This window comes from Chryseobacterium sp. C39-AII1, from assembly GCF_039672645.1.
Classification (GTDB): domain Bacteria; phylum Bacteroidota; class Bacteroidia; order Flavobacteriales; family Weeksellaceae; genus Chryseobacterium.
Genome location: NZ_JBDFPQ010000003.1, coordinates 26,691 through 48,891, shown reverse-complemented (window position 1 = coordinate 48,891; position 22,201 = coordinate 26,691). Strand labels below are relative to the sequence as shown.

The following is a 22,201-nucleotide window of genomic DNA, read 5'->3' as shown; positions in this document are numbered from 1 at the left end:
TCAGACGCAAAACTACGTTGACTAAACGTTTAAAATAGGGTAGATGTAATGAAAGGCTGGGATTATGTAATTAAATGGACAATATTTGAAAAATCTACTTTCCAAACATTTCCATTAATGAATTTTTGTAAGCATCTCCGATTTGTAGCTTTAAAAAATTCTCTCCTTCTAAAGAAATGGTTGTGATAATTTCGTTGGTTGAAAATACTTTAATGGAAGATAGCGCAATGATTTCTTTTTTATTCACTTGTGCAAAATCCTTTGAAGGGAGCATTTCTAAAAGGTTTTTGAAATTTAAATTTTTCAGAACGATATTGGTACCGTCATTAAGAATAATATCTTTATCGCGGCTGTCGATTTCTGAAGTTTTAATATATGCGATTTGGTCTGTGAAAATCACGGTTTTACCGATGTTGGTATTCCATTCGATAAATTCTTTTTTGTTTGATTTTTGAATAAGTTCTGCCGCTTTTTCAAAAGCCTGTGTTAACCTTTCTTTTTTGATCGGCTTTCGGACATAATCCACTACATTGAGGTCAAATGCTTCAGCTGCGTATTCTTTGTAAGCGGTTGTGAAAATGATTTTTTTTGAACCTGAAATTAATTCGGCAACCTGCAAACCATTCATTCCAGGCATTTCGATGTCTAAAATGCAGACGTTACAATCGATATTTTCAATTTCATGTAGAAAAACTTTAGGATCATTGAATGCTTTTACAACTTCCACGTTATCAATTTGTTCGCAAAGTAATTTTAAATAGCTGATCGCCAGTAATTCATCATCAAGAATAACGCATTTTATCATAGAATTCTCCTAAATTGATTGTTAATTCTGCTGTGAAGATACCGTTTTTTGAATTTTTTTGAAGCGTAAAATAATTTCCATAGATCATTTTGAGTCGTTGATCCAAAGATTGACTTCCGAAACCACTTTTCTCCTTTTCCAACATATTTTTCAGGGAAGCCTTATTGCTTACTTTCATGATGAAAATTCCGTCTTCAAGTTCCATTTGGATTGAAATGAATGAGTCTTGTGCCAAAAAATCAGTGTGTTTAAAAGCATTTTCAATAAGATCAACTGAGATCAAAGGAGCAAAAACTTTTTCTTCATACACTTCATCCGATTTATTAATTCTCGATTTTATTCTAAAGTCAAAAAGTGGATTAATCTTTATTTTATTAATTTCAATTAAACTTAAAGCGAAATTTAATTCTTCTTTCGGGCTTACAAATTTATTATTGCTTTCGTATAAAATATAGTCTAAAACATTCGCCAGTTTGTCGAGAGACATGTAGGTTTGATAGGCATGAGACTGAACAGAATTCAGAATGTTTTTAAACAAATGCGGATTTAATTTCGTGCCGATATGTTCCAGCTGAACTTCATTTAATCTTTGTTGAATAATTTTATTCGCCTCAGAAATTTTAGCATTTTTTATCTTTAATTTCTGATTTTGGCTGAATAAATAAATACTAACGGTTAAAAAAAAGAAAATAGCAAATACTCCAACGAATATCAGATAATCATGAATCATGTAGTAATTGCCATCCATTAATTTAAATCAGTTTTTGACTTTTTTTAAGTTCAGTATTAGCGATGTCATGCTGAGCCTGTCGAAGCATATTTATTTAAAATGAAGACTTTTTAACCATTAAGAAGATTTAAGTTGTTAAGTCGAATTAAGAAAATATTAAAGATATTTTTAATCATGTCGCTTATTATTTGACCTTATCAAATTTTTAATCTTTTTTGAATGAATTTCTAAACTTCTTACTATTTAAAACAAAATTACTTCAACTTTTTCAAAGAATTCAATGTCACATTTTCCTCACACTTCTCAAACGTGATTTCATACGTTGGATTGTTTTCAGGATACGTTAAAACATAATCCGGACAAGGTTTTTTTTGAGCGTGACTTCTGTCGAAATCTACTTTTCCTTTCGTAATAATGCTGTCTTTCAAGAATTTTTCATTTACTTTCAACGTATTCATTTCTGCTGTGAAAGTTTCAGAATATTTAAAATCTTTAGACAATGTTTCTGCAATAACACGGCTGTTTGGAAGATAACCGCTGCAGCTTGCGCCTTTTTTGTTTAATATAAAAAATACGATAATAAGTCCTGGAACAAGACCAATTGCGTAGAATTTGAGTTTTTTCATTAGAAAATTAAAAGATTGATATCGTGATAAGTAAGTCCGAAACGGTCGCAAATGATTTTTTTCGTGTGTCTGCCTTTGTACATGTAAAGACTTTGTTTCATTTCATTTTTGCGAACCAACATGTTTTCGAAGCCACCTTCTTCGTCGTAATTTAAAATATAAGAAAGGAAGAAATTAGAGATTGCTTTTGTCGTCGTTCTCGGCATTCTTGAAGTAAGATTCGGAAGCCCGCAGTGAATAACACCATGTTTGATGATGTAAGGATCTTCCATTGTTGTCAGTTCAGAAGTTTCGATCACTTTTCCGTTGTCGATGGTAATATCGATGATGACGCTGCCTTTTTTCATTTTTGCAACCATCTCTTCGGTTACAATCGGGGTCATATTTAATCTTGGAAGAGCTCCGATGACAACATCTGCTCTTCGTAATGCTTTGCTTAATTCTTTAGGATCGATGATGGAAGTCGGAACTCGGCTGTCTACCAACGTATGAAGCCTTCTTAGTTTTGAAAGTGAATTATCAAAAACTCTAACGCTTGCTCCTAAACCGATGGCTGCTTTTGTTGCAAATTCTCCCACGATTCCTGCACCTAAAATTACCACTTCTGAAGGTCTTACACCAGTGATTCCACCAAGCATTAAACCATTTGATAAGGCTAATAATTCGGATGCATAAAGAATGGAAACCGTTCCTGCAATTTCACCCACTAACCTTACTAACGCCAGTTGTTTGTATTCATCAACGATAAATTCAAAAGCGATGGCATTTACTTTTTTCTCTGCCAGTTTTAAGAAATAATCTTTATCTCTTAAATTGATTTGAAGTGCCGAAACCAGATAGGTATTCGGTTTCATATAATCAATTTCCTCTTCTGTTGGTGGATTAATTTTTAATATAAGATCCTGCCCGAAAGCTTCTTTAGGATCATTCGTAATCCTCGCTCCCGACTCAGAATATTGTAAATCTGTAAAAAATGAACCTTGTCCGGCTCCGGATTCTATGATGATTTCATGGCCGTGTTCTACCAAAACCTGCACAGCATCGGGAGTGATGCACGTTCTTCTTTCGTTCAGACAGGTTTCTTTAGGAATCCCGATACTGAATTGTTTGCCTTTTTTGACTACATCCAGCTTTTCAGCCTTAGGAATCAGCTCCTCTTCAGTAAAAGGAGTAAAAATATTAGTAGTACTCATCCTTTAAAATTGCATTAAGTTCTTACAGATCGTATTTTTAATCAAATTCAATAGCAAAGATACATAATATTTAATCGAAAGTAATTTCTCTGCTTTCTCCGTTATTAATTATGCTCATTTCGTGGTAGGTAAGACCGTAAAGATCTTCTTCGTACACTTCCGGCCATTCGATGATGCACAGGAAGGCGTTGTCTAGGTATTCTTCCATTCCGATATCATAAACTTCTTCAATATTTTTTAAACGGTATAAATCGAAGTGGTAAATTTTACCTTTTGGTGTATTGTATTCATTAACAATAGAATAGGTTGGGGAATTAACTTCGTCTTCACTTCCTAAATTTTTCAGTAAAAATTGGGTGAAAGTTGTTTTTCCTGCTCCTAAATTTCCTTTCAACAAAAGAATATTATGCTGTAATTGAGGCATAATCTGATCGACTATCTCTTGCCAGTCTTCGATTTTATGGATGGTAAAATTCATTTTAATTAAATTAATGTACTGATTTATATTGATTTACTATTTTTTAGGTAAATCAAAACTCAATTTTCAAAAATAAGGAATAAAGCGATTTTAAATTCAATTTTCATCAATAAAAACTGCCTCACAGTAGCAAGGCAGCTTTTAAAATCATTTTTTAATTATCGTATAAGATTTCCTAACGCCATTTTTCATGTTTTTTAAAATCACAAAATAGGTTCCTTCCGGCTTATCTGAAAAGGGAATTGTTATTGAATTTTCAGAAATATTTCCCTGATAAAGAATCGTTCCTGTGATATTGGTAAGAATAACTTCATACTTTTCATTATCATTGGTTATAATGGTAAGTTGATCTTTTACAGGATTCGGATAAATGCTGATTTTCCCTTTTTCCTCCTCTTTTTCTTTTCCGGAATTTTGAGTAATCGTTCCCGAAATACTGTAAAAACCAAGCGAAGCGTAGGTAGAATAGCCAGTATCAGGGGTTCCTTCGCCGATACTGCTGATGGAAATATAATAATCCCCGGGATCCAGATGCATATTAATAGCAATCGGTTCGCTCAAATTAAGCGGGTTACCGGAATAAGAACTGATAATCATATTCTGACCTTTGTAAATCATTATCTTTATCCTCAAATTACTATGTCGCGCAGCTGTTTTTACCAGAAGTGAAATAGTACTGTTTCCTGTTGTAAAATGGAACATATCAATATCATCAGTATAATTAATAACGCCCTGATTTTCGCTTTCTGAAATTACAGTTCCTGAAATATGTAATGGCGTTGCAGCTGCATGTGTATTGGCATGTTTGTCGATTCGGTAGCCTACGCCATTATTTTCGCTGGTAATGACTGCAAGGTCATCTTCATGGTTGCTTCCGTTAGAATATTCTTCTTTGCTCCATTGCGTTACATTTCTGTAATAAGCCATTCCCATGATTGGCGCCCAATTTCCATGACCAGCATAATAAGTTGTTCCAGCCTGTCCGTCATGGCTCAATCCTAATGTATGACCAAGTTCATGAGAGGCAATTTCACCCACTAACTTTCCGGATGTTCCTGAAGATAAAGTGAATACCCAACACGGCAAATCTGACATAGATGAAAAACAATTAATTAAAGATATTCCTGTACCTCCTGGTAATGCCGTGTCGGTAGGTGTAATTACACATCTTCGTCTTTTATTTTGAGGATATTGGTTGAAAACTGCTTCATTTGTCGTAATATTTATATTAAATGGTCTAAAATCTTCCGCAACAAGTTCCCAAGCTTCTAAAATCTCATTGTCATTCATGCCGGAAGGTAAGGCTACAATGGGATTTCCGCTATTCCAGCCACTGCCTGCGGGAACTGTATGCCCGTCAAAATCAAGCAAAAGACATCCAGCGGCTCCCGGAAGGCTTTGCAAATACATAATATCACTTAAAACAGTTGATGTAGCTTTAGCCAATTTCTGTTTTGGAGGCTTAGGAAAATCTAGACAGATTAATTTATTAATGTCAATATTTTTTATGAAAGCATTAGATTGGTTATCAGAATAATATAGATAAGCTTTTTTGCTTTTTAAAAGAATAATTCTTCCCTCTAGCTTATTGTTTTTTATATTAATACTAAAACTTCCGTTGGGCTCATCAATAATGTTTCCTTCAATATGTAGTGATTGATCATCATTTTTTTTGCTATAATTAATAATAGACGGTAGAAAATGATTATCAGAAATATCTAGATTAATGACATTCTTGCTGTTATCTGATTGCACGATCATGCGTTGTAAAAATTCATCAGTTTTTCCTAATGAATAGATTTCTTCATTACTCTGGGCGTAAATGCTCGAAAAAGCAAATAGTAAGATAGCAATAAACGCCTTCACTTTTAAAAATTCATTTTTTTTCATCGTATTTATTTTAGGTTAAAAATTTTTAATTGTTTTTTTATTTAATTTCATTAATTCATTATTTTTCAATGAAGTTATGATGATATTTTCCATTACCGAAATAGCGCAAATTGGGATGGTTGTTAATTTTTTAGCCTAAAAAGATGATACTTAATAGTTTGACTTATGATATTGATTTAGTGTTATTTAGTTATAGATAATTTGATAATAGGTGGATTGATTTGATTTAAATATGATCGTTCTTTTTAATATTTGAATTATTTTTGTAGTATGATTTCCAAACAGACCATTGATAAGATATTCTCAACAATCCGTGTAGAGGAGATTGTGGGCGAATATGTGCAATTGAAAAGGGCAGGGTCTAATTACAAAGGGCTCAGTCCGTTTCATGATGAAAAGACACCGAGTTTTGTAGTTTCTGCAGCCAAACAAATTTGGAAAGATTTCTCAACCGGAAAAGGAGGAACCGCGATTTCTTTTTTAATGGAAATTGAAAATTTCACTTATCCCGAGGCACTTCGCCACGCCGCAAAAAAATACGGAATAGAGATCGAAGAAGATCAGCGCGAGTTTTCCGAAGAAGCCAAAAATGCTCAGTCGGAGAGAGATATTCTGTATAAAATTCACGAAGTTGCCAATGATTATTATCAAAATTTTCTTTGGGAAGTTGAAGAAGGTAAGGCGATTGGCTTATCTTATTTTAAAGAGCGTGAATTAAGAGATGACATCATCAAAAAATTCCAGCTGGGATATTCTCCTGAAAAGAAAAATGCTTTTACAGAATTTGCAATCGATAAAGGCTATTCAAAAGAAATTCTTGAGAAATCCGGACTTTCTATTTTTCCTGAAAATGCTCCGAACGGAATCGACCGTTTTCGTGAAAGAGTAATTTTCCCGATTCACAGTTTTTCGGGAAGAGTGCTTGGTTTTGGAGCCAGAATTCTGAAAAATAATGTTAAAACTGCCAAATATCTCAACTCTCCGGAAACAGAAATTTATCACAAGTCGAATGTTCTTTATGGTTTAAATCAAAGCAAACAGGCGATCTCAAGAAAAAATGTTTGTCTTTTGGTAGAAGGATATATGGATGTGATCTCGCTTCACATGTCGGGAATCGAAAATGTGGTGGCGAGTTCCGGAACTTCTTTAACGACGGAGCAAATCAAGCTTATTAAAAGGCTTACGGAAAACGTAACGATTCTTTTTGATGGTGATAATGCCGGAATTAAAGCCAGTTTCCGAAGTATTGATATGTTGCTGACGGAAGGAATGAACATTCGTGTTCTTCTGTTTCCTGACGGCGATGATCCCGACTCTTTTGCCCGAAAACATCCGCAGGAATATGTGGAAAAATTCATCGAAAATGAGGCTTTGGATTTTATCGATTTTAAGGCTGAAATTCTCTTAAAAGAAGTTGGCAACGATCCGATAAAAAAAGCAGAAGCGATCCGTGATATTGTAAAATCGGTAGGTTTCGTACAGAATGCTTTAAAAAGAGAGGTTTATTTAAAAGAAGTTTCGAATAAATTCGGCTTGTCTGAGCAAAGTTTGTTTAATGAACTTGATGTTCAAAGACAGGTTACTCAAAATCAGAATCAGCATGTTCAGCAACAAAAAGAACAGGCGGTAGCTCCTCCAAAAATGGAAATTGTTCCGTTGGATGAAGAAAAAAATGATCCTTTTTTGTTTGAAGTCCTTTTCATGGAAAATAAACTGGTAGATCATATGCTGATGTTTGGAGATATTGTTTTGAAGCGAAAAGATGATCAAAATGGTGAATATCAGATTACCGTAATTGAAGAAATTTTGCATCATTTTGAGGAAGAGCAGTATCAGTTTTTGGTAAAAGGAAATGAAATTATCATCAATCAGGTTCGTGAAGGTATTCAGAATGATGAATTAAGAAGCGGAAATTTCTTCGTGTCTTTTATGGATGAGGAAATTACGACAAAGGTTGTTGATGCTTTAATTCCTTTGGATGATCTTGAAAACTGGGCTTCCCGAAATATTTATCCACCAAATTATGGTGATAAAATTGGTGAGCAGGTAAAAGGTGATGTATTGCTGCATAAATATCGATATATTGATTATTTAATTACAGAAACCGCAAAACAGCTTGACGGAGCCGATGAAACGCAATATTATGATTTGATTAAAAAGATCACTTTGCTGAAACAGGCTTCGATTCAATTGAGTAATATTATCGAATATTCTCCGATTAAAGGAATTTATGTCAACAGAAAACGCTAGTTTTAATCATAGAAATGTTTATATTTATCGTATTAAACTGACAAAAAGTCCTATAAAATTTTAGGAATAAAAGTTGTAATTTAAACAACAGTAAAAATTTAAAATAATACCAATAGAAATATGGACATTAAAAAAGAATTTAGAGATTTCTCTACAAAACATTTAGGAAACAGCGGTTTGGCAACCGATCAGTATATGGGAATGTATGGCCCAACGAATCTTACCCCGTACATCATGGAAGAAAGAAGAATGAACGTTGCTCAAATGGACGTTTTCTCTCGTTTGATGATGGACAGAATTATTTTCTTGGGAACAGGAATCGACGATCAGGTGGCTAATATCGTGACGGCTCAGCTTCTATTCTTAGAAAGTGCTGATCCTTCAAAAGACATCCAAATTTATATCAACTCTCCTGGTGGTAGCGTTTACGCTGGTTTAGGGATCTACGACACGATGCAGATCATTAAGCCTGATGTTGCAACTATCTGTACAGGTATTGCAGCTTCTATGGGTGCTGTTTTATTGGTAGCTGGAGAAAAAGGTAAGCGTTCAGCTTTGAAACATTCAAGAGTGATGATTCACCAGCCTTCAGGAGGTGCACAAGGGGTGGCTTCTGATATGGAGATCAACTTGAGAGAGATGTTGAAACTGAAAAAAGAATTGTATGACATTATTTCTGACCATTCAGGACAAACGTACGAGTGGGTAGAAAAAGCGTCTGACAGAGATTATTGGATGACATCTACTGAAGCAAAAGACTTCGGAATGGTAGATGAGGTTTTACAGAGATCAAAAGAGAAATAGTTGTTTTTCTTTTAAAGAATATTTCAGAAACGCATCAATTGGTATTGGTGCGTTTTTTTTGATTCCAAGTCTTGAATTTTCATTTCTTTTATTACAAAACAAAAGAAAATTAATATTCTATTCAAGATCAGTTTACAATCAATAGTTACTTTCGCTGCCAATAAAAGTAACTATGAAAAGAATCTTATTACCTCTTGTTTTCTTACTGACAGTGGCTTCATGTAAAGATGATGACATTGCTAATCAAGACATCAATTATTCTAAACTTCCACAGGAATTTCCTTTTTCAACATTGACCACGATAAACGGAGTAAATGTTATCAACGGAGGTTTCGGTTCGGGAGCCGCAGCGCATCCTACCAGAAACGGAGAGTTTTACGCCATTACAGATCGTGGTCCCAATACTGCATATTTAAACGGAATAAAATTCCTTGTTCCTGACTTTACCCCTACAATTTTACATTTTAAAATTAATGCGGAAGGAAATATTGAAGTCATTAAATATATCAAGCTCAAAAATCCGTCCGGGCAGCCAATTACAGGTCTTCCAAATCCTGTGGGAATGGGAAGTACAGGAGAAATTGCCTATGGAGCCAACGGAAATCTGTTGGGAACTGATACTTACGGATTAGACAGTGAAAGTATTGTAGCAGCGGCAGACGGAACATTTTGGGTGTCTGATGAATATGGTCCGCACATCGTTCATTACAGTGCAGAGGGTATTGAGATGGAAAGAATCAGCCCGATTGGAGTAAATACCGGAACGAGAAAGCTTCCTGCTGTTTTTGCTAAAAGAAGACCCAACCGTGGAATGGAAGGAATGTGTATGACTCCGGATGGAAAAATGTTGGTAGGCACCATGCAGTCCATGATGTATGTTCCGACAAAAGCTTTGGCCACGAATACTACCTTAACAAGAATTGTCACTTTTGATTTAGCAACAGGGCAAACCAAACAATATTTATATAAGCAGGATGGCGGCGCTTCAGACTCTGTTTGTGATATAACGCCTATTAGCAATACGGAATTTTTAGTGATCGAAAGAGACGGAAATTTTGGCTCTGTTGGCGGGGTGAAGAAAGTGTATAGAATTAATTTAAATGGTGCTTCTGATGTAACCGGAACAGATTTGGCCGCTGTGGACGGAATGAAAATCAACGGGAAAACTTTGGAGCAGTCGACTTGGGATGAAATCAATACCGCGGGACTGAAACCTGTAACAAAAACTCTGGCAGTTGATCTGGTGGCTAAATTGGGCTACGAACATGATAAATTCGAAGGAATTGTATATTTAGGAAATAATAAGCTGGCGATTTTCAATGATGATGATTTTGGCGTGGTAGATGACGGTAACGGAAATCCGAAAACAAAAATTCTTCCTAAAACAGGAAAACAGGATAAAGGAACGATGTATATTGTAGATATTCAGTAAATAATTAAAGAAAATATTTAAACAGTTGCATTATAAATTCAATAAAAACCTCATTCAGAAATATGCTGAATGAGGTGTTATTTTTAAGACTTAAGAAAGTTCATCAATTATATCAACATATTCCGGGAAAGTATGCTTCAACTCATCCAAAAATACCTTTCTTTCGTTGTCATCTGCTGGTAAAGGAGTGCTGCAACCTTCATAAAAAGCCGGTGCTAAGCTGCAACTGCTTAGATTAAAATCTTTATTTACGACTTTGGCGCCAAACCATGTATTTTTAGGAACTATAATTTGTAGCTTTTCGCCTTTAGAAATATTCTTACCTAAAGTCTTAACGGTTGCCGTCTTTTTCACCAAATCGAAAATATAAATTTGTAAGGCAGAACCTTCATGAAAAAACCATTGTTCATCCATCGCAAGTTTGTGCAATTTCAACTTCGGAAGATTATCTATCAAAATAAAATTCAAAGAATAAGTACTGTCTTTATCGGTCTGATGACTGCCGTCAATGCCAAAATATCCTACACGATCTACCAATTTTAGATCTAATTCTTCAATCCAAGATTCTTTGGTCTTTTGTAAAGAGAAATTAACGGTTGTGCCTAGAATTTCAGATTTGTCGGTGGTACATCGCCACAGTCCTTTTTGTGTAAGAATAGGCTGTTGAGAGCCGTTGGGTAATTCTATTACTTCACGATGATTTAATAACGGGATGCCAGATTTTCGTACCGCTTCATCATCTTTTACATGATCTTCTCTGTCATCAATTGTTCCTACAATTTCCGAGACAGAACTTCCTACGAGTTTTGCAAAATTTTCGTTGCAAAATACAAATCGGGAATCAACATCTTTGATGCAAGTATAGACCCCATCCATATTTTCTACAGATTGCAAGTCTAAACTTACTTCTAATAGTTTAACAGTTTCGTTAGTATCCATCATGATTAAAATTTAGATTGATCAATTAATTCAAGAATAGCTGTAGATTCTGTGTTTTCAGAAACGGGCTGTTTCTTTTCTTGAGCGTTAGCTGCAATTCGTTTATCAGCTAATTGTAAAGCCATTGCCGTCATGGTTAAAGTAGGATTCCAAGCACCGCTTTGTGCCCATAATGAAGCTCCCGTTATGAATAAATTAGATACAGGCTTACCTTGATTGATGAGTTGGTACTCTAAATTTACGACAGCCTCAATTTTTTTATGATCACTATCAAAATTATTGTTTTCAATAGGCAACGTAGAACCTTCGTGTACCATTGCCGGAACATGAGGATATCTTGTGCGCTCTGCTTTTTTCACCCATGAGTTTTGGATTCCATAACGCTCAGGTAAATAATCTGTACCACTTACATGACATTCTTGATAATAGTTCAAATCACTATACCAATATTCAGGATCATCAAATAAATAATCAAGAATATCATAGGTCGTTTTACCCATGTCATCCCATGTTTTTTTATCTTTCAGGCTAGGATTACATCTTAGTAAACTTCCTGTAGTCGCATCAGAATCTCTATTAGCTTTAAAAGATGCATCTTCATTATGAATATCTAATTCACCTAAAATAGCACATACTAATATGACATGATTTTCTGAACCTTTCAATTGCTCCGGAGAAGCAGTAGACACTACATCAGGCATATAGCGCATTGCCAGTTCCTGATTTTTAGCCGGATTCGGATCATGAATAATTGATAATTGAATGTGAAACTGCTGACCGTTTTCTGCAAAGAAAGGCAGATAAATCGCTCCCATCTGCAAATTTCCATTTTCTGTTAGCGTTTTTATTTTATCTTTCTTCACTCTTGCTGTAATAGCAGAAATTGTATGGGCTGTAAAATGCTTTCCTGCCGATTCATGATTGAATGATTTCTGAATTAACGTTGCAGGTGGCATGGCTCCCGTTGCTAATATCAATTCTGCGTTATTCAATGCGATGGTTCCTCTTGATGTTAATAATCCATAAGCTTGATTATTTTCATTCAAAATCTCTTCTACAACACATTCTGTAAGAATATGCAATCTGTTGGGGTACATATTATTGCCTTCTTTTCTTCTTTTTTCGGTCTCAGAATCTACATTTTTGGTCGGAAACGCCGTGCTGTCTACCAAGTTAAGAATAGCTGTTGGAGTTGAAAATTTATTAAAATCAATCCCTTTATTTTCACCATCACCACAAGCCAACGATGCATATTCTACCTTCATGAGTTGCGCACGTGTTTCACTTTTAGAATTAAAATCGTCTTTGTTTTTATCAAATAGATCATGAATAATATCTTGCAATGTTCCATATTCTGGTAATCGTAATTGGTCTAAATTATTTTCCAGTCCCAATTTTTTTAAATTCTTAGAGAAAGGCAATGCATTGGATTTATGAACATGCAATAATTTGATCGCATCATCAAAGTAAGAGGCCTCCCCATTTTTTTGCGTTAAAGACTCAAATAGTACTGGCGACCACTTCTCGGCTTGTGCTTTTTCGGGTTGAGGGCACCATGCGCTCCACAAGAAGCTTCTGCCTCCAAAATAAGGTAACATTCCATGCTGGGTTACACGATAAGGCGCTTTTTCCAGCATGGTAGACTGAGACAAACTCCAAGGAAAAGTTTCAGAAATTGGACCTACCAATTTTTTATAGCTCGCTCCTAAATTCTGAAAATGTGTTGGTAATAAGAAACCTCCGCGTTCCACCATAAGAATTTTGGCTTCTTTGTCTTTTTCTAAAATTCTTTTAGCAAAGGCATATCCGCAGAAGCCTGAGCCAATAATTATATAGTCATAAGAATTATTTTCTTTTGCTTCTTTCCACTGACCGTCGGTTAAGAAATAAGCATGATTCATGATGTCCTGAATGTCAGGTCGCTGAGGTCCCGGAGTTGGATATCCGTTTCCAAGATTTTTTGATGATGCAAAATTTGCCATAGTTTTTAGTTTATTTGATGGTTTTTATTAGGTTTAAATTTTTCTGAAATATTTATAGAATAAATAATGACTTCGTGATGAATGTAATTTTAAGAATCTTTGATGTTTACTGATAATCATTTATTTAATAATTAAAAGAAGCTCGAAACGTAATATTTCTTATTGTTCTTTTACTTTCACTATCTTCGAAGTAGAGGCGTAGTTTAGAATTGCTCTTTTGTAATAGAAAAGCTTTAATATGATGTTCATGGAATATTATTATTGTATAAAAGTAGCAAAACCGAAACGATATAAATTAAGTATTTATACGTAATCTGTGGTATCCGTATTTTGTATGAATAAGCTCAATAGCCCAATGCTACAAAGAATTTAATGAGTTTTTCAGGGTAATTTTAAATTAGTTTTTTGTGTAAAAATAAAAAAATAACGCACCCAAAAGATGCGTTATTATATATTCAAAGAAAATTATTCTTAATTAAATCCTTCGATAATCTTAGAGAAATCTTCTACTTTCAAAGCTGCTCCGCCAATTAAACCTCCGTCGATATCAGGTTGAGAGAAAATTTCTTTAGCATTATCCGGTTTTACAGAACCTCCGTAAAGGATAGAAATCTCATCAGCAACTTCCTGACCGTATTTTGCAGCAATAATACTTCTGATATAAGCGTGGATTTCCTGAGCCTGTTCCGGAGTTGCCGTTTCGCCTGTTCCGATAGCCCAAACTGGTTCGTAAGCGATCACTACTTTTTTAATTTCTTCCGCAGAAAGCGTGAAAAGGGCAACTTCTGTTTGATTTTTAACCACTTCAAAATGCTGTCCAGCTTTTCTTTGCTCTAAAGTTTCACCGTTGCAATACACCGGGATTAAACCTTTATCTAAAGCCAATTTCACTTTTCTGTTGCAGTGAGAATCTGTTTCTCCGTGGTATTGTCTTCTTTCAGAATGTCCGATTAAAGAACCTGTTGCGTCAATTGATTCCAGCATGTCTACAGAAATTTCTCCTGTATACGCTCCGCTTACGTGCTCGCTGATGTCCTGAGCAAAAACTCCGATCTCATCATTCTCGAAAACATCTTTTGCCATCATTAAATATAAAGTAGGAGGGGCGATCCAAACTTCGCAGTTGGTTGCGTTATTGTTTTTATAATCCTGTAACTGAGTCATTAATTGTTGAGCATCAATCACATTTTTGTTCATTTTCCAGTTTCCTGCAACGATCTTTCTTCTCATAATTCTTATATTATCTATTTTTTTGTTTAATCTTCTTCTATTTTAGTATCAATAAATGTGTAGGTATTATCTTTTTTACCCATCAGTTCAATAGATTGAAACTTAACATCACCACTCCCTAAAATTTCATAACTATATACATCTATCACCTTATCAAAATTGTGAAGTTCATAATATTTGCCATTGCTTGTCCACCATTTACCATTCTCCGTTTCTTGCTGTACGTCTCCATTCTCATCGATAGCCACAAACATCAAAATACTCTTTCCTCCCTCTAATCGGCAAGAAACCCAATATTTAGAAAGTCCATCAATCTGCTGATTTTTTTCGGACCCTTTATAGCAACCCACCATTTTAGGGTCATATTCTCTTTTTTGAGCTGTTATCCCAATTCCTATTATTAGGAGTGCTAGTACTAATAGATTTTCATAGTTTTTATTTTGTGATTCCTTCCAGTTTAAACATAAAAGCATACACCAACGCAGTATCTTTCAGATAATCAAATCTTCCTGAAGCACCGCCATGCCCGTAAGCCATATCAGTTTTTAGCAATAAAACGTTGTTATCGGTTTTCATATCTCTCAATTTTGCCACCCATTTTGCAGGCTCAAAATACTGTACCTGAGAATCGTGTAAACCGGTTGTTACTAAAATATTAGGGTAGTTTTTCTTTTCAATATTTTCGTAAGGAGAATAAGATTTCATGTAGAGATAAGCCTCTTTATTGTTTGGATTTCCCCATTCATCGTATTCATTGGTTGTTAACGGAATCGTTTCATCTAGCATGGTGTTCACAACATCTACAAACGGAACCTGAGCAATCGCTCCATGCCATAAGTTCGGGCTCATATTCACTATGGCTCCCATCAAAAGACCTCCTGCACTACCGCCTTGAGCATATAAATGTTTCGGTGAAGTATATTTTTCTTTAACTAAATATTCTCCGGCATCGATGAAATCGGTAAAAGTATTCTTCTTTTTCATCATTTTACCGTCTTCATACCATTGTCTTCCCATTTCCTGACCTCCGCGGATGTGTGCAATGGCATATGCAAAACCTCTGTCGAGAAGGCTCAGTCTTGTGCTGCTGAACGTTGCATCCATAGAACTTCCGTAAGAACCGTAAGCATAGAGCAGAAGCGGATTGTTCCCATCTTTTTTATATCCTTTTTTATAAACTATGGAAATCGGGATTTTTGTTCCGTCTTTTGCGGTGGCAAAAAGTCTTTCCGTTATATAATTTTCTTTATTATAACCACCTAAAACTTCCTGTTGCTTTAATAAAGTTCTTTTTCCTGTTTTTAAATTCTGTTCGAATTGTGAACTTGGTGTGATCATCGAAGTATATCCAAAACGGAAATTATCCGTATTATATTCCGGATTCCCTGAAGGATAAACCGTGTAGGCAGCTTCATCAAATTTCAGAAATTCTTTTTTACCCGTTTTTCTGTCATAGATCACCAATTGTGAAAGTCCGTTTTGTCTTTCGCTGAATACCAGATAATTTTTAAACTCACTGATCCCTTCCATCAAAACTTCTTTTCTGTGCGGAATAAAATCTTTCCAGTTTTCAACGCTGGTTTTATCCAAAGGTGTTTCCATCACTTTGAAATTAAGCGCGTCTTTATTGGTAGTGATTAAAAATTTATCTTCAAGAGGCGTTACATCATACAGAACATCCTTCATTCTCGGTTGGAAAACTTTGAATGTTCCATTCGGTTCATCAGCTTTCAGATACCTTGTTTCGGATGAAGTCGTGGCTCCGGAATAAATCATAATGAATTTTTCATTCTTAGATTTTCCAACGCCGATATAATTAGATTTATCTTTTTCCTCATAAACCATCACATCTTTAGAAGCATCTGTTCCCAAAGTATGTCTGAAAATTTTCTCCGTAAGAAGTGTTTCAGGATTTTTTCCGGTGTAGAAAATGGTTTTATTATCATTCGCCCACGTTGCAGAACCTGTGGTATTTTTAATACCCAATTCCGTAGTTTTTCCGGTCGAAAGATCTTTTAAAAATAGTCGATATTGTCTTCTCGAAACATCATCAACCCCATAAATCATCTTCATATTATCCGGACTGATGCTGAAACCCGAAGCCGAATAATACGCATGACCTTCTGCCAGTTGGTCAACATCCAGAAGAATTTCTTCAGGCGCAGTAAGGCTGGCTTTTTTTCTGCAATATTTAAAATACTGTTTGCCGGTTTCAGTTCTGGTGTAATAATAATAGCCGTTTTTGAAAAGCGGAACCGACTCATCTTTCTCCTTAATTCTGGCTTTCATTTCCTGGAAAAGCTTTTCTCTGAAAGGTTCTGTATCTTTCATCATGCCTTCCCAATAGGTATTTTCAGCCTTCAGATAATCCACCACTTTGGTTGAATCCTTTGCTTTTTTAAAATAATCGATCATCCAGTAATAAGGATCGTTTACTTTATCACCGTGAATATCTCTGATATGTTCCTGCTTTTCAGCAATCGGAGCTTTTAAATCGGGGAATTTTTGAGACTGAAATGTAGCTGCACTCATTACGAATAGGGTTAAATAAAGCTTTTTCATGGTTTTAATGTTTTTTAGCTTAGTTCAAATGCCAAAGATTCTTCAGAAGCGTGTAGAAAGTATGCTCTTCGTCCGTCACCTTATTGTCTGCTTTGATTAAAGATTTAGCAAACTGCACAAACTTCACTCTTTCATCCTCTGTAGAATCATCTTGGAAGCAACGTGCATGGAATTCAAAATGATCTTTCCATTCTTCAGGCTGCAATAAAGCAAGGGTTTCCAATTCATTATCCAGATTCATTCTGAAAGGAAATTCATCCGCCAGATATTGCTGAATAAGCATTCCTTCTTCCGGTGCAAAATCACCGTCTACAGATGAAAGGATCATTAATAAGTGATAACCGGCAATTGATTTATTTGATTTTTGCATTGTATTATGTTAGTTGTTTGTTAATTTTTGGTTGATGGTTTCTAGTTTCTTGTGGCTGGCTGTTTGTAGTTTGAGTAGTCGTTTTAAAATTCACAATTGACCATTCATAATTGATTATAGACCATTCAACATTCGTTATTTTACATAGTCTTTCGCAGGCGTTTTCTCTACGATTTTTCCGTTTTCTAAGATCAGAACGAAAGGATTGCTTCTTGCAATTGTTTTAATGGCAGTCGCATCCATCATTGCATTTTTGATGGTTTTGAATGTATTATGATCTGTTGAAACTCCATAGATAATATTAGCCTTTTGTCCTTTCACTTTTGCTTCAATTTGTGCTAAAAGCTCTGGAGAAACTTCTTTTGGATGATAAGAGAAAACCAAAATAGCTTTCGGAGCTTTAATGATCTCATCCGTAAGGTCAATTCCTGTAAGATCTTCGATCTTAAATTTCACGATCTCAGATTTGTAGCCTTCTTTTACTAAAACAGATTCATTCTTTCCGTCTTCAATTTTCCACGGCGAACCTTCAGCCCAGTATTTTGTTTCTTTGATATAATCATCCTGATTTACCTTTAAAACTTCTCCTGTCTTCGTATTTTTAAGAGAGTAAAAAGTTTTGTATTCTGAAGGATTTTTAGCAATTTTTTCTTTTTCAGTTTTTAAATTGGTTCCCAATTTATAATCACGGAAATCAATGATCGGTTCCTGAATAATTCCATGCGCCATAATATAGATCATCGCTAAAGAAAATATTCCCAACAAGATATATTTAGGCTTATTCGAAGCTTCTTTTTTGCTGCTGAATGTATAAGCATCTTTTTTCTTAAAGTCTTTTCTATAAAAGATGAAAACAACAATTAATCCCACCAAAAGCACAACATCTTTAATGAAACTTTGCCAAGGCGTAAATTTGATTGCATCTCCAAAACATCCGCAATCGGTCACTACATTAAAATAGGCCGAGTAAAACGTAAGGAAACCAAAGAAAATGCACAACGCAATTAATGCTGAAAGAGTGAATTTCAGTTTCAATTTTAACAGAAGCATAAAGCCTAAAAGCAGTTCCAGAACCACTACGATAATTGAAAACAGTAAGGCAAATTTTTCCAGAAACGGCATATTGAAAACGGCAGGGGAGAAGTATTCCTCCATTTTGAATGAAAAACCTACCAGATCCACCGCTTTTACAAAGCCTGAAAGGATGAATATAACGGCAATAATGAAACGTAATAAACCTTTGATCATGTTAAATAGTTTTTGGTTCGAAATTTTTTTCTTGTTCGGAGAATTTTATCAGGCAGAAAACTGCATAGTTCAGCATATCGAAATAGTTGGCATCTAAACCTTCTGAAACGATGGTAACGCCTTGATTGTCTTCTATTTGTTTTGTTCTTAAAACTTTCTGATAGATGAGATCAGTGATCGAAGAAATTCTCATATCCCTCCAAGCTTCGCCATAATCATGATTTTTTCTTTCCATCAAAGCTTTTGCTTCGTGGGAATATTTATCGTAAAGCTTTAAAATTTCTTCTGTATTTTCGTTGAAATCGTTGGAAAAACCTTTCTCCAGCTGAATAAGTCCGATGATAGAGTAGTTCACAACAGCAACGAATTCGTCTTCTTCACTTTCATCTACCATTTTTTTATCGGTCATTTGTAAAGTGCGGATTCTGTTGACTTTAATATATATCTGATCCGTAATAGAACTTGGTCTTAAAACTCTCCAAGCGGCTCCGTAATCTTTCAGTTTTTTACCGAACAAATCGCGACACTGACCTATAATTTCCTCGAACTGTACTGATGTTTTTAGCATAAATTCTCTTAATCTTTCAAATATACAAAATAGGTTTTAGGTAGCAGGAATTAGGGATTAGTTTTTTGGAGTTTTCCGTTGGGAGTGTGGGAGAGTTTTAGATTTTTTGTGTAGGAGAGTGGGAGAGTTTTAGGGTTTGAGAGTATTAGAGTTTTTGTGTTTGAGCGTGGTGGAGTATTAGGGGGATATGTTTTAAATGTTTGAGGGAAAAAGAGTTTTTTTTTGAAGTAAATATTTTATTTCTTTTGCTTTAATTTTGTAGTATAAATTTTAAACCTATCATGTCCGACAATAAATCTTCTGAATCATCATCTCCAAAAATCTCAAACTCTCCAACTCTAAAACACTCTCACTCTAATACTCTCAAACCCTCCAACCCTCCCACACATTCCATCAACTGCAACGGAAAACTTATCGATTTATCCACTCCCAAAATCATGGGAATTTTGAACCTTACTCCGGATTCTTTTTCTGATGGCGGAAAATTTAATAATGAAAAAGCTGCGTTGCAACATGCTGAGCAACTATTGAAAGAAGGTGCAGAGATTATTGACATCGGTCCGCAATCTACACGTCCGAATGCTGAATTTTTAAGTGCAAAGGAAGAAATCAGACGAATGGGAAGTATAATTTCAAATATCAAAAAAGAATTTCCCGAAGCTTTAATTTCCATTGATACTTTTTATGCAGAAACGGTAAAATTCGGTTTCAATGAAGGAATGGATATCATCAACGATATTTCCGGCGGACATTATGACGAACAGATGTTTGATGAAGCGGCAGAAACCAAACTTCCTTATATCTTAATGCACGTTAATCCTTCTTACGAAACGATGCATGAAAAAGTGAAATTTGATGATATTACATTGGCTGTCAATCAATATTTTTCAAAAAAAACAGCCGAATTATTAGCAAAAGGAGTGAATGATATTATTCTGGATCCCGGTTTCGGTTTTGGAAAAACAGTAGAAGATCAGATGAAAATGATTGATGAAGTTCGATATTTAGGTTTTGGAAAATTTCCTTTGTTAATTGGGATTTCGCGAAAATCTTTTATTTATAAACCTTTAGGAAAATCTCCTTTGGATATTAATGAAGAAACGCAGAAACTTCATTTGAAAGTGTTGCAACAAGGCGCGAAAATTCTTCGTGTACATGATGTTGCAGAAGCAGCAGCTACACTGAAAATTTTTAATAATCTTTAAAAAAATAAATTTAATGACGGGAGAAAAAGACCTGAAAATATTATTACAATCTATGAAGCCTGAATTGAATGAAGGCGAATATGTATTTTGTACCGTAGAAAAGCTACCGGAAATAGAACTGAAGGAGATTGTTTGCTTTTTCAAGGAAAAGGAAGGTATCACGTTGATTATTAGAAAAGAATTGGCAGATCAGCTCAATCTTTCTTATGGGTTTATCGCTTCGTGGATTACCCTGAAGATCCATTCCTCTCTTGAAGCAGTTGGTCTTACGGCTGCTTTTTCAAAAGCGCTGACTTCAAAAAATATAAGCTGTAATGTGGTTGCAGGGTATTTTCATGAACATATTTTTGTTGCGACAAAAGATGCCGAAGCAGCAATGAAAGAACTTCACAGATTATCTGAAGAGGGAATCTGAGTGATATAGTTTACAAGAGTATCAGATTAAAACGAATTATTATAAAAATCGTGAAGAAGAAAAATTTTTTCACGATTTTTTTTATATAAATAATCAGTGAATAATACGGTGGTATGGGAAATTTGTAATGATATGTCTAATTAATTGAATATTAATTTTTATTTTATGTTAAAATAACGTTGTATCTGTATTTTATTTTTCTGTAACTTAGAAAGTGAAAAATCAATAAAAACAACTGTGACATGAAAAAACTACTATGTTTAATAACCCTCCTTCTATGGGGTCTTGTGCAGATTAATGCACAGCTAGAAACCGAAACAAAGGCGAAAAGAGAACGACAACGGATACCTAAAGTTGATGCTTCCGGGAACAAAGCACAGCTTAGTGAAGAATACAAACGGTTGAAAAATAAACCGATGGCAGCAGATACTTCAGATAGAATATTGACAATAAAGGGTTCTTACATCTGGTAGTATTCAACCCAATTTAGTTATCACTGCCTCTCACCGTGCGCAGTATAATGGCGGTACAGAACCGGAGAACTCTATGGAAGCAATAAAAGCTTTGCAGCTAGGCACAGCTGAAGCAAAAGCTGATATTGTAGAGCTGGATATTAAAAAATCTAAGGATGACAGTGTATATGTAATGCATGATGATTATTTACAACGAACGACTGATTTTTTGGATAAATTTCCAGGAGTGGGGCAGGGACGTGATACTTATGGTCATTATGATCATTATACTTGGGAACAAGTGAAAAGTCTTACACTTAAAAAAGCAGATTTCTCTTACACAGATAGTAGAGTCCCTCTCTTCAGAGATGTTTTGCGGTATATGAAAAATGAAACCTCATCTCTTATTAATTTAGATATTGGCGATATAAATGTTTTTCGGAAGGTTTGGGATATCGTACAGGAAGAAGATGCTTTTCATGTCTGTATTTTCAAAACTGCTAATTTACCGGTGAATGTATATTACAGCCAATATTTTAATCCTCTAAGTGCTGCCCAGAAAGATAAAGTTATTTTCTTTCCTATGATTACTATGAGTAATCCTAGTCATGAAGGAAACCCTATGAAAGCATATGAAGAGTGGGAAAATACTTGTACTGGAGGCGGCGTCAATAGATGTTTGGCAAAAGGCTATGAGCTGGGATATCGGGGAAATAGTGATGATAAGGATCTTTTACCCGTAGTTAAAGCCATCAGGGAAAAAAATAGAGTAAGGGTACACGTATTCAATACTTATCCTGATACCTATGAAGGTAGATATAAGGGAAATGAAAACATAGGCCAATGTTGTAATGATGCATATGATGCACGCGGAGACTGGAATTATCTTCTTGACCCCGAAAATACAGGAACTTATACCCAAGGGGTAAACGGATACATCATTACAGATGATCCTGAGACTCTTGCAGAAAATTTGAAATTAATTGGAAAAAGACCGGATTTACCAACACAAAAAAACTAAA

The 22,201-nt window shown here is 35.0% G+C and carries 21 protein-coding genes; 7 read left to right on the top strand and 14 right to left on the bottom strand.

Going from position 1 to position 22,201, the window contains the following annotated elements:
* Positions 1-94: 94 nt before the first annotated feature.
* From ABEG63_RS05945 to ABEG63_RS05920, 6 genes are all read right to left on the bottom strand, one after another.
* Positions 95-805 carry a response regulator transcription factor gene (locus ABEG63_RS05945; RefSeq protein WP_312390318.1) on the bottom strand — a complete coding sequence of 237 codons (711 nt, stop codon included), beginning with the start codon at positions 803-805 and terminating at the stop codon, positions 95-97.
* Complete coding sequence (locus tag ABEG63_RS05940; protein WP_267406389.1) at positions 783-1,553, bottom strand: histidine kinase; 771 nt, start codon at positions 1,551-1,553, stop codon at positions 783-785. Before ABEG63_RS05940 ends, ABEG63_RS05945 begins: the two co-directional genes overlap by 23 nt.
* A gap of 236 nt (positions 1,554-1,789) precedes the next feature.
* Positions 1,790-2,161 carry a hypothetical protein gene (locus tag ABEG63_RS05935; protein WP_346583730.1) on the bottom strand — a complete coding sequence of 124 codons (372 nt, stop codon included), beginning with the start codon at positions 2,159-2,161 and terminating at the stop codon, positions 1,790-1,792.
* Positions 2,161-3,354 carry an alanine dehydrogenase gene (locus ABEG63_RS05930; RefSeq protein WP_267406387.1) on the bottom strand — a complete coding sequence of 398 codons (1,194 nt, stop codon included), beginning with the start codon at positions 3,352-3,354 and terminating at the stop codon, positions 2,161-2,163. The genes ABEG63_RS05935 and ABEG63_RS05930 overlap by 1 nt, the downstream gene beginning before the upstream one ends.
* A gap of 70 nt (positions 3,355-3,424) precedes the next feature.
* Entirely contained in the window at positions 3,425-3,832 is a 408-nt protein-coding gene (tsaE, locus tag ABEG63_RS05925; protein ID WP_312390322.1) for a tRNA (adenosine(37)-N6)-threonylcarbamoyltransferase complex ATPase subunit type 1 TsaE, read from the bottom strand.
* Positions 3,833-3,979: 147 nt separating this feature from the next.
* Positions 3,980-5,722: a T9SS type A sorting domain-containing protein gene (locus ABEG63_RS05920; RefSeq protein WP_346583727.1), complete on the bottom strand. Its 1,743-nt coding sequence runs from the start codon at positions 5,720-5,722 to the stop codon at positions 3,980-3,982.
* A 270-nt stretch (positions 5,723-5,992) separates the two neighbouring features.
* Between ABEG63_RS05920 and dnaG the strand changes: the two genes are divergently transcribed.
* The 3 genes from dnaG (at position 5,993) to ABEG63_RS05905 (ending at position 10,208) form a co-directional block, all read left to right on the top strand.
* Positions 5,993-7,972 (top strand): DNA primase, encoded by a 1,980-nt coding sequence (dnaG, locus tag ABEG63_RS05915; protein ID WP_267406382.1) that lies wholly within the window; start codon positions 5,993-5,995, stop codon positions 7,970-7,972.
* 120 nt (positions 7,973-8,092) lie between these two features.
* Entirely contained in the window at positions 8,093-8,776 is a 684-nt protein-coding gene (clpP, locus tag ABEG63_RS05910; RefSeq protein WP_267406381.1) for an ATP-dependent Clp endopeptidase proteolytic subunit ClpP, read from the top strand.
* A gap of 172 nt (positions 8,777-8,948) precedes the next feature.
* The gene (locus ABEG63_RS05905) at positions 8,949-10,208 is read left to right on the top strand and encodes an esterase-like activity of phytase family protein (protein WP_346583723.1); all 1,260 of its coding nucleotides are present in this window, start codon (positions 8,949-8,951) and stop codon (positions 10,206-10,208) included.
* Between the two features lie 90 nt (positions 10,209-10,298).
* Here ABEG63_RS05905 and ABEG63_RS05900 read toward each other — a convergent pair whose 3' ends face one another.
* The 8 genes from ABEG63_RS05900 to ABEG63_RS05865 form a co-directional block, all read right to left on the bottom strand.
* Positions 10,299-11,150, bottom strand: a complete 852-nt coding sequence (locus ABEG63_RS05900) for a cupin domain-containing protein (RefSeq protein WP_346583721.1) — start codon at positions 11,148-11,150, stop codon at positions 10,299-10,301.
* 2 nt (positions 11,151-11,152) lie between these two features.
* Positions 11,153-13,129 carry a hypothetical protein gene (locus tag ABEG63_RS05895; RefSeq protein WP_346583719.1) on the bottom strand — a complete coding sequence of 659 codons (1,977 nt, stop codon included), beginning with the start codon at positions 13,127-13,129 and terminating at the stop codon, positions 11,153-11,155.
* 471 nt (positions 13,130-13,600) lie between these two features.
* Positions 13,601-14,359: a triose-phosphate isomerase gene (tpiA, locus tag ABEG63_RS05890; protein ID WP_346583717.1), complete on the bottom strand. Its 759-nt coding sequence runs from the start codon at positions 14,357-14,359 to the stop codon at positions 13,601-13,603.
* Positions 14,360-14,385: 26 nt separating this feature from the next.
* Positions 14,386-14,832, bottom strand: coding sequence for a hypothetical protein (locus tag ABEG63_RS05885; RefSeq protein WP_346583714.1), 447 nt, complete (start codon positions 14,830-14,832; stop codon positions 14,386-14,388).
* Positions 14,795-16,921 (bottom strand): S9 family peptidase, encoded by a 2,127-nt coding sequence (locus ABEG63_RS05880; RefSeq protein ID WP_346583712.1) that lies wholly within the window; start codon positions 16,919-16,921, stop codon positions 14,795-14,797. The genes ABEG63_RS05885 and ABEG63_RS05880 overlap by 38 nt, the downstream gene beginning before the upstream one ends.
* Positions 16,922-16,940: 19 nt before the next feature.
* Positions 16,941-17,291: a TerB family tellurite resistance protein gene (locus ABEG63_RS05875; protein WP_267406372.1), complete on the bottom strand. Its 351-nt coding sequence runs from the start codon at positions 17,289-17,291 to the stop codon at positions 16,941-16,943.
* Positions 17,292-17,426: 135 nt separating this feature from the next.
* Positions 17,427-18,539, bottom strand: coding sequence for a BT_3928 family protein (locus ABEG63_RS05870; protein ID WP_346583709.1), 1,113 nt, complete (start codon positions 18,537-18,539; stop codon positions 17,427-17,429).
* 1 nt (position 18,540) lies between these two features.
* On the bottom strand, positions 18,541-19,107 hold the full coding sequence (locus tag ABEG63_RS05865) for a DUF1599 domain-containing protein (protein ID WP_346583707.1): 567 nt from the start codon (positions 19,105-19,107) through the stop codon (positions 18,541-18,543).
* A 437-nt stretch (positions 19,108-19,544) separates the two neighbouring features.
* Here ABEG63_RS05865 and folP point away from each other — a divergent pair, with 437 nt between their 5' ends.
* The 4 genes from folP to ABEG63_RS05845 all read left to right on the top strand — a co-directional run bounded on the left by folP (position 19,545) and on the right by ABEG63_RS05845 (position 22,200).
* Complete coding sequence (gene folP / locus ABEG63_RS05860) at positions 19,545-20,312, top strand: dihydropteroate synthase (protein WP_346584070.1); 768 nt, start codon at positions 19,545-19,547, stop codon at positions 20,310-20,312.
* 13 nt (positions 20,313-20,325) lie between these two features.
* The gene (locus ABEG63_RS05855) at positions 20,326-20,727 is read left to right on the top strand and encodes an ACT domain-containing protein (protein WP_346583705.1); all 402 of its coding nucleotides are present in this window, start codon (positions 20,326-20,328) and stop codon (positions 20,725-20,727) included.
* Positions 20,728-20,969: 242 nt separating this feature from the next.
* Positions 20,970-21,200 (top strand): hypothetical protein, encoded by a 231-nt coding sequence (locus ABEG63_RS05850; RefSeq protein WP_346583703.1) that lies wholly within the window; start codon positions 20,970-20,972, stop codon positions 21,198-21,200.
* 1 nt (position 21,201) lies between these two features.
* Positions 21,202-22,200 (top strand): glycerophosphodiester phosphodiesterase family protein, encoded by a 999-nt coding sequence (locus ABEG63_RS05845; protein WP_346584069.1) that lies wholly within the window; start codon positions 21,202-21,204, stop codon positions 22,198-22,200.
* Position 22,201: the final 1 nt, after the last annotated feature.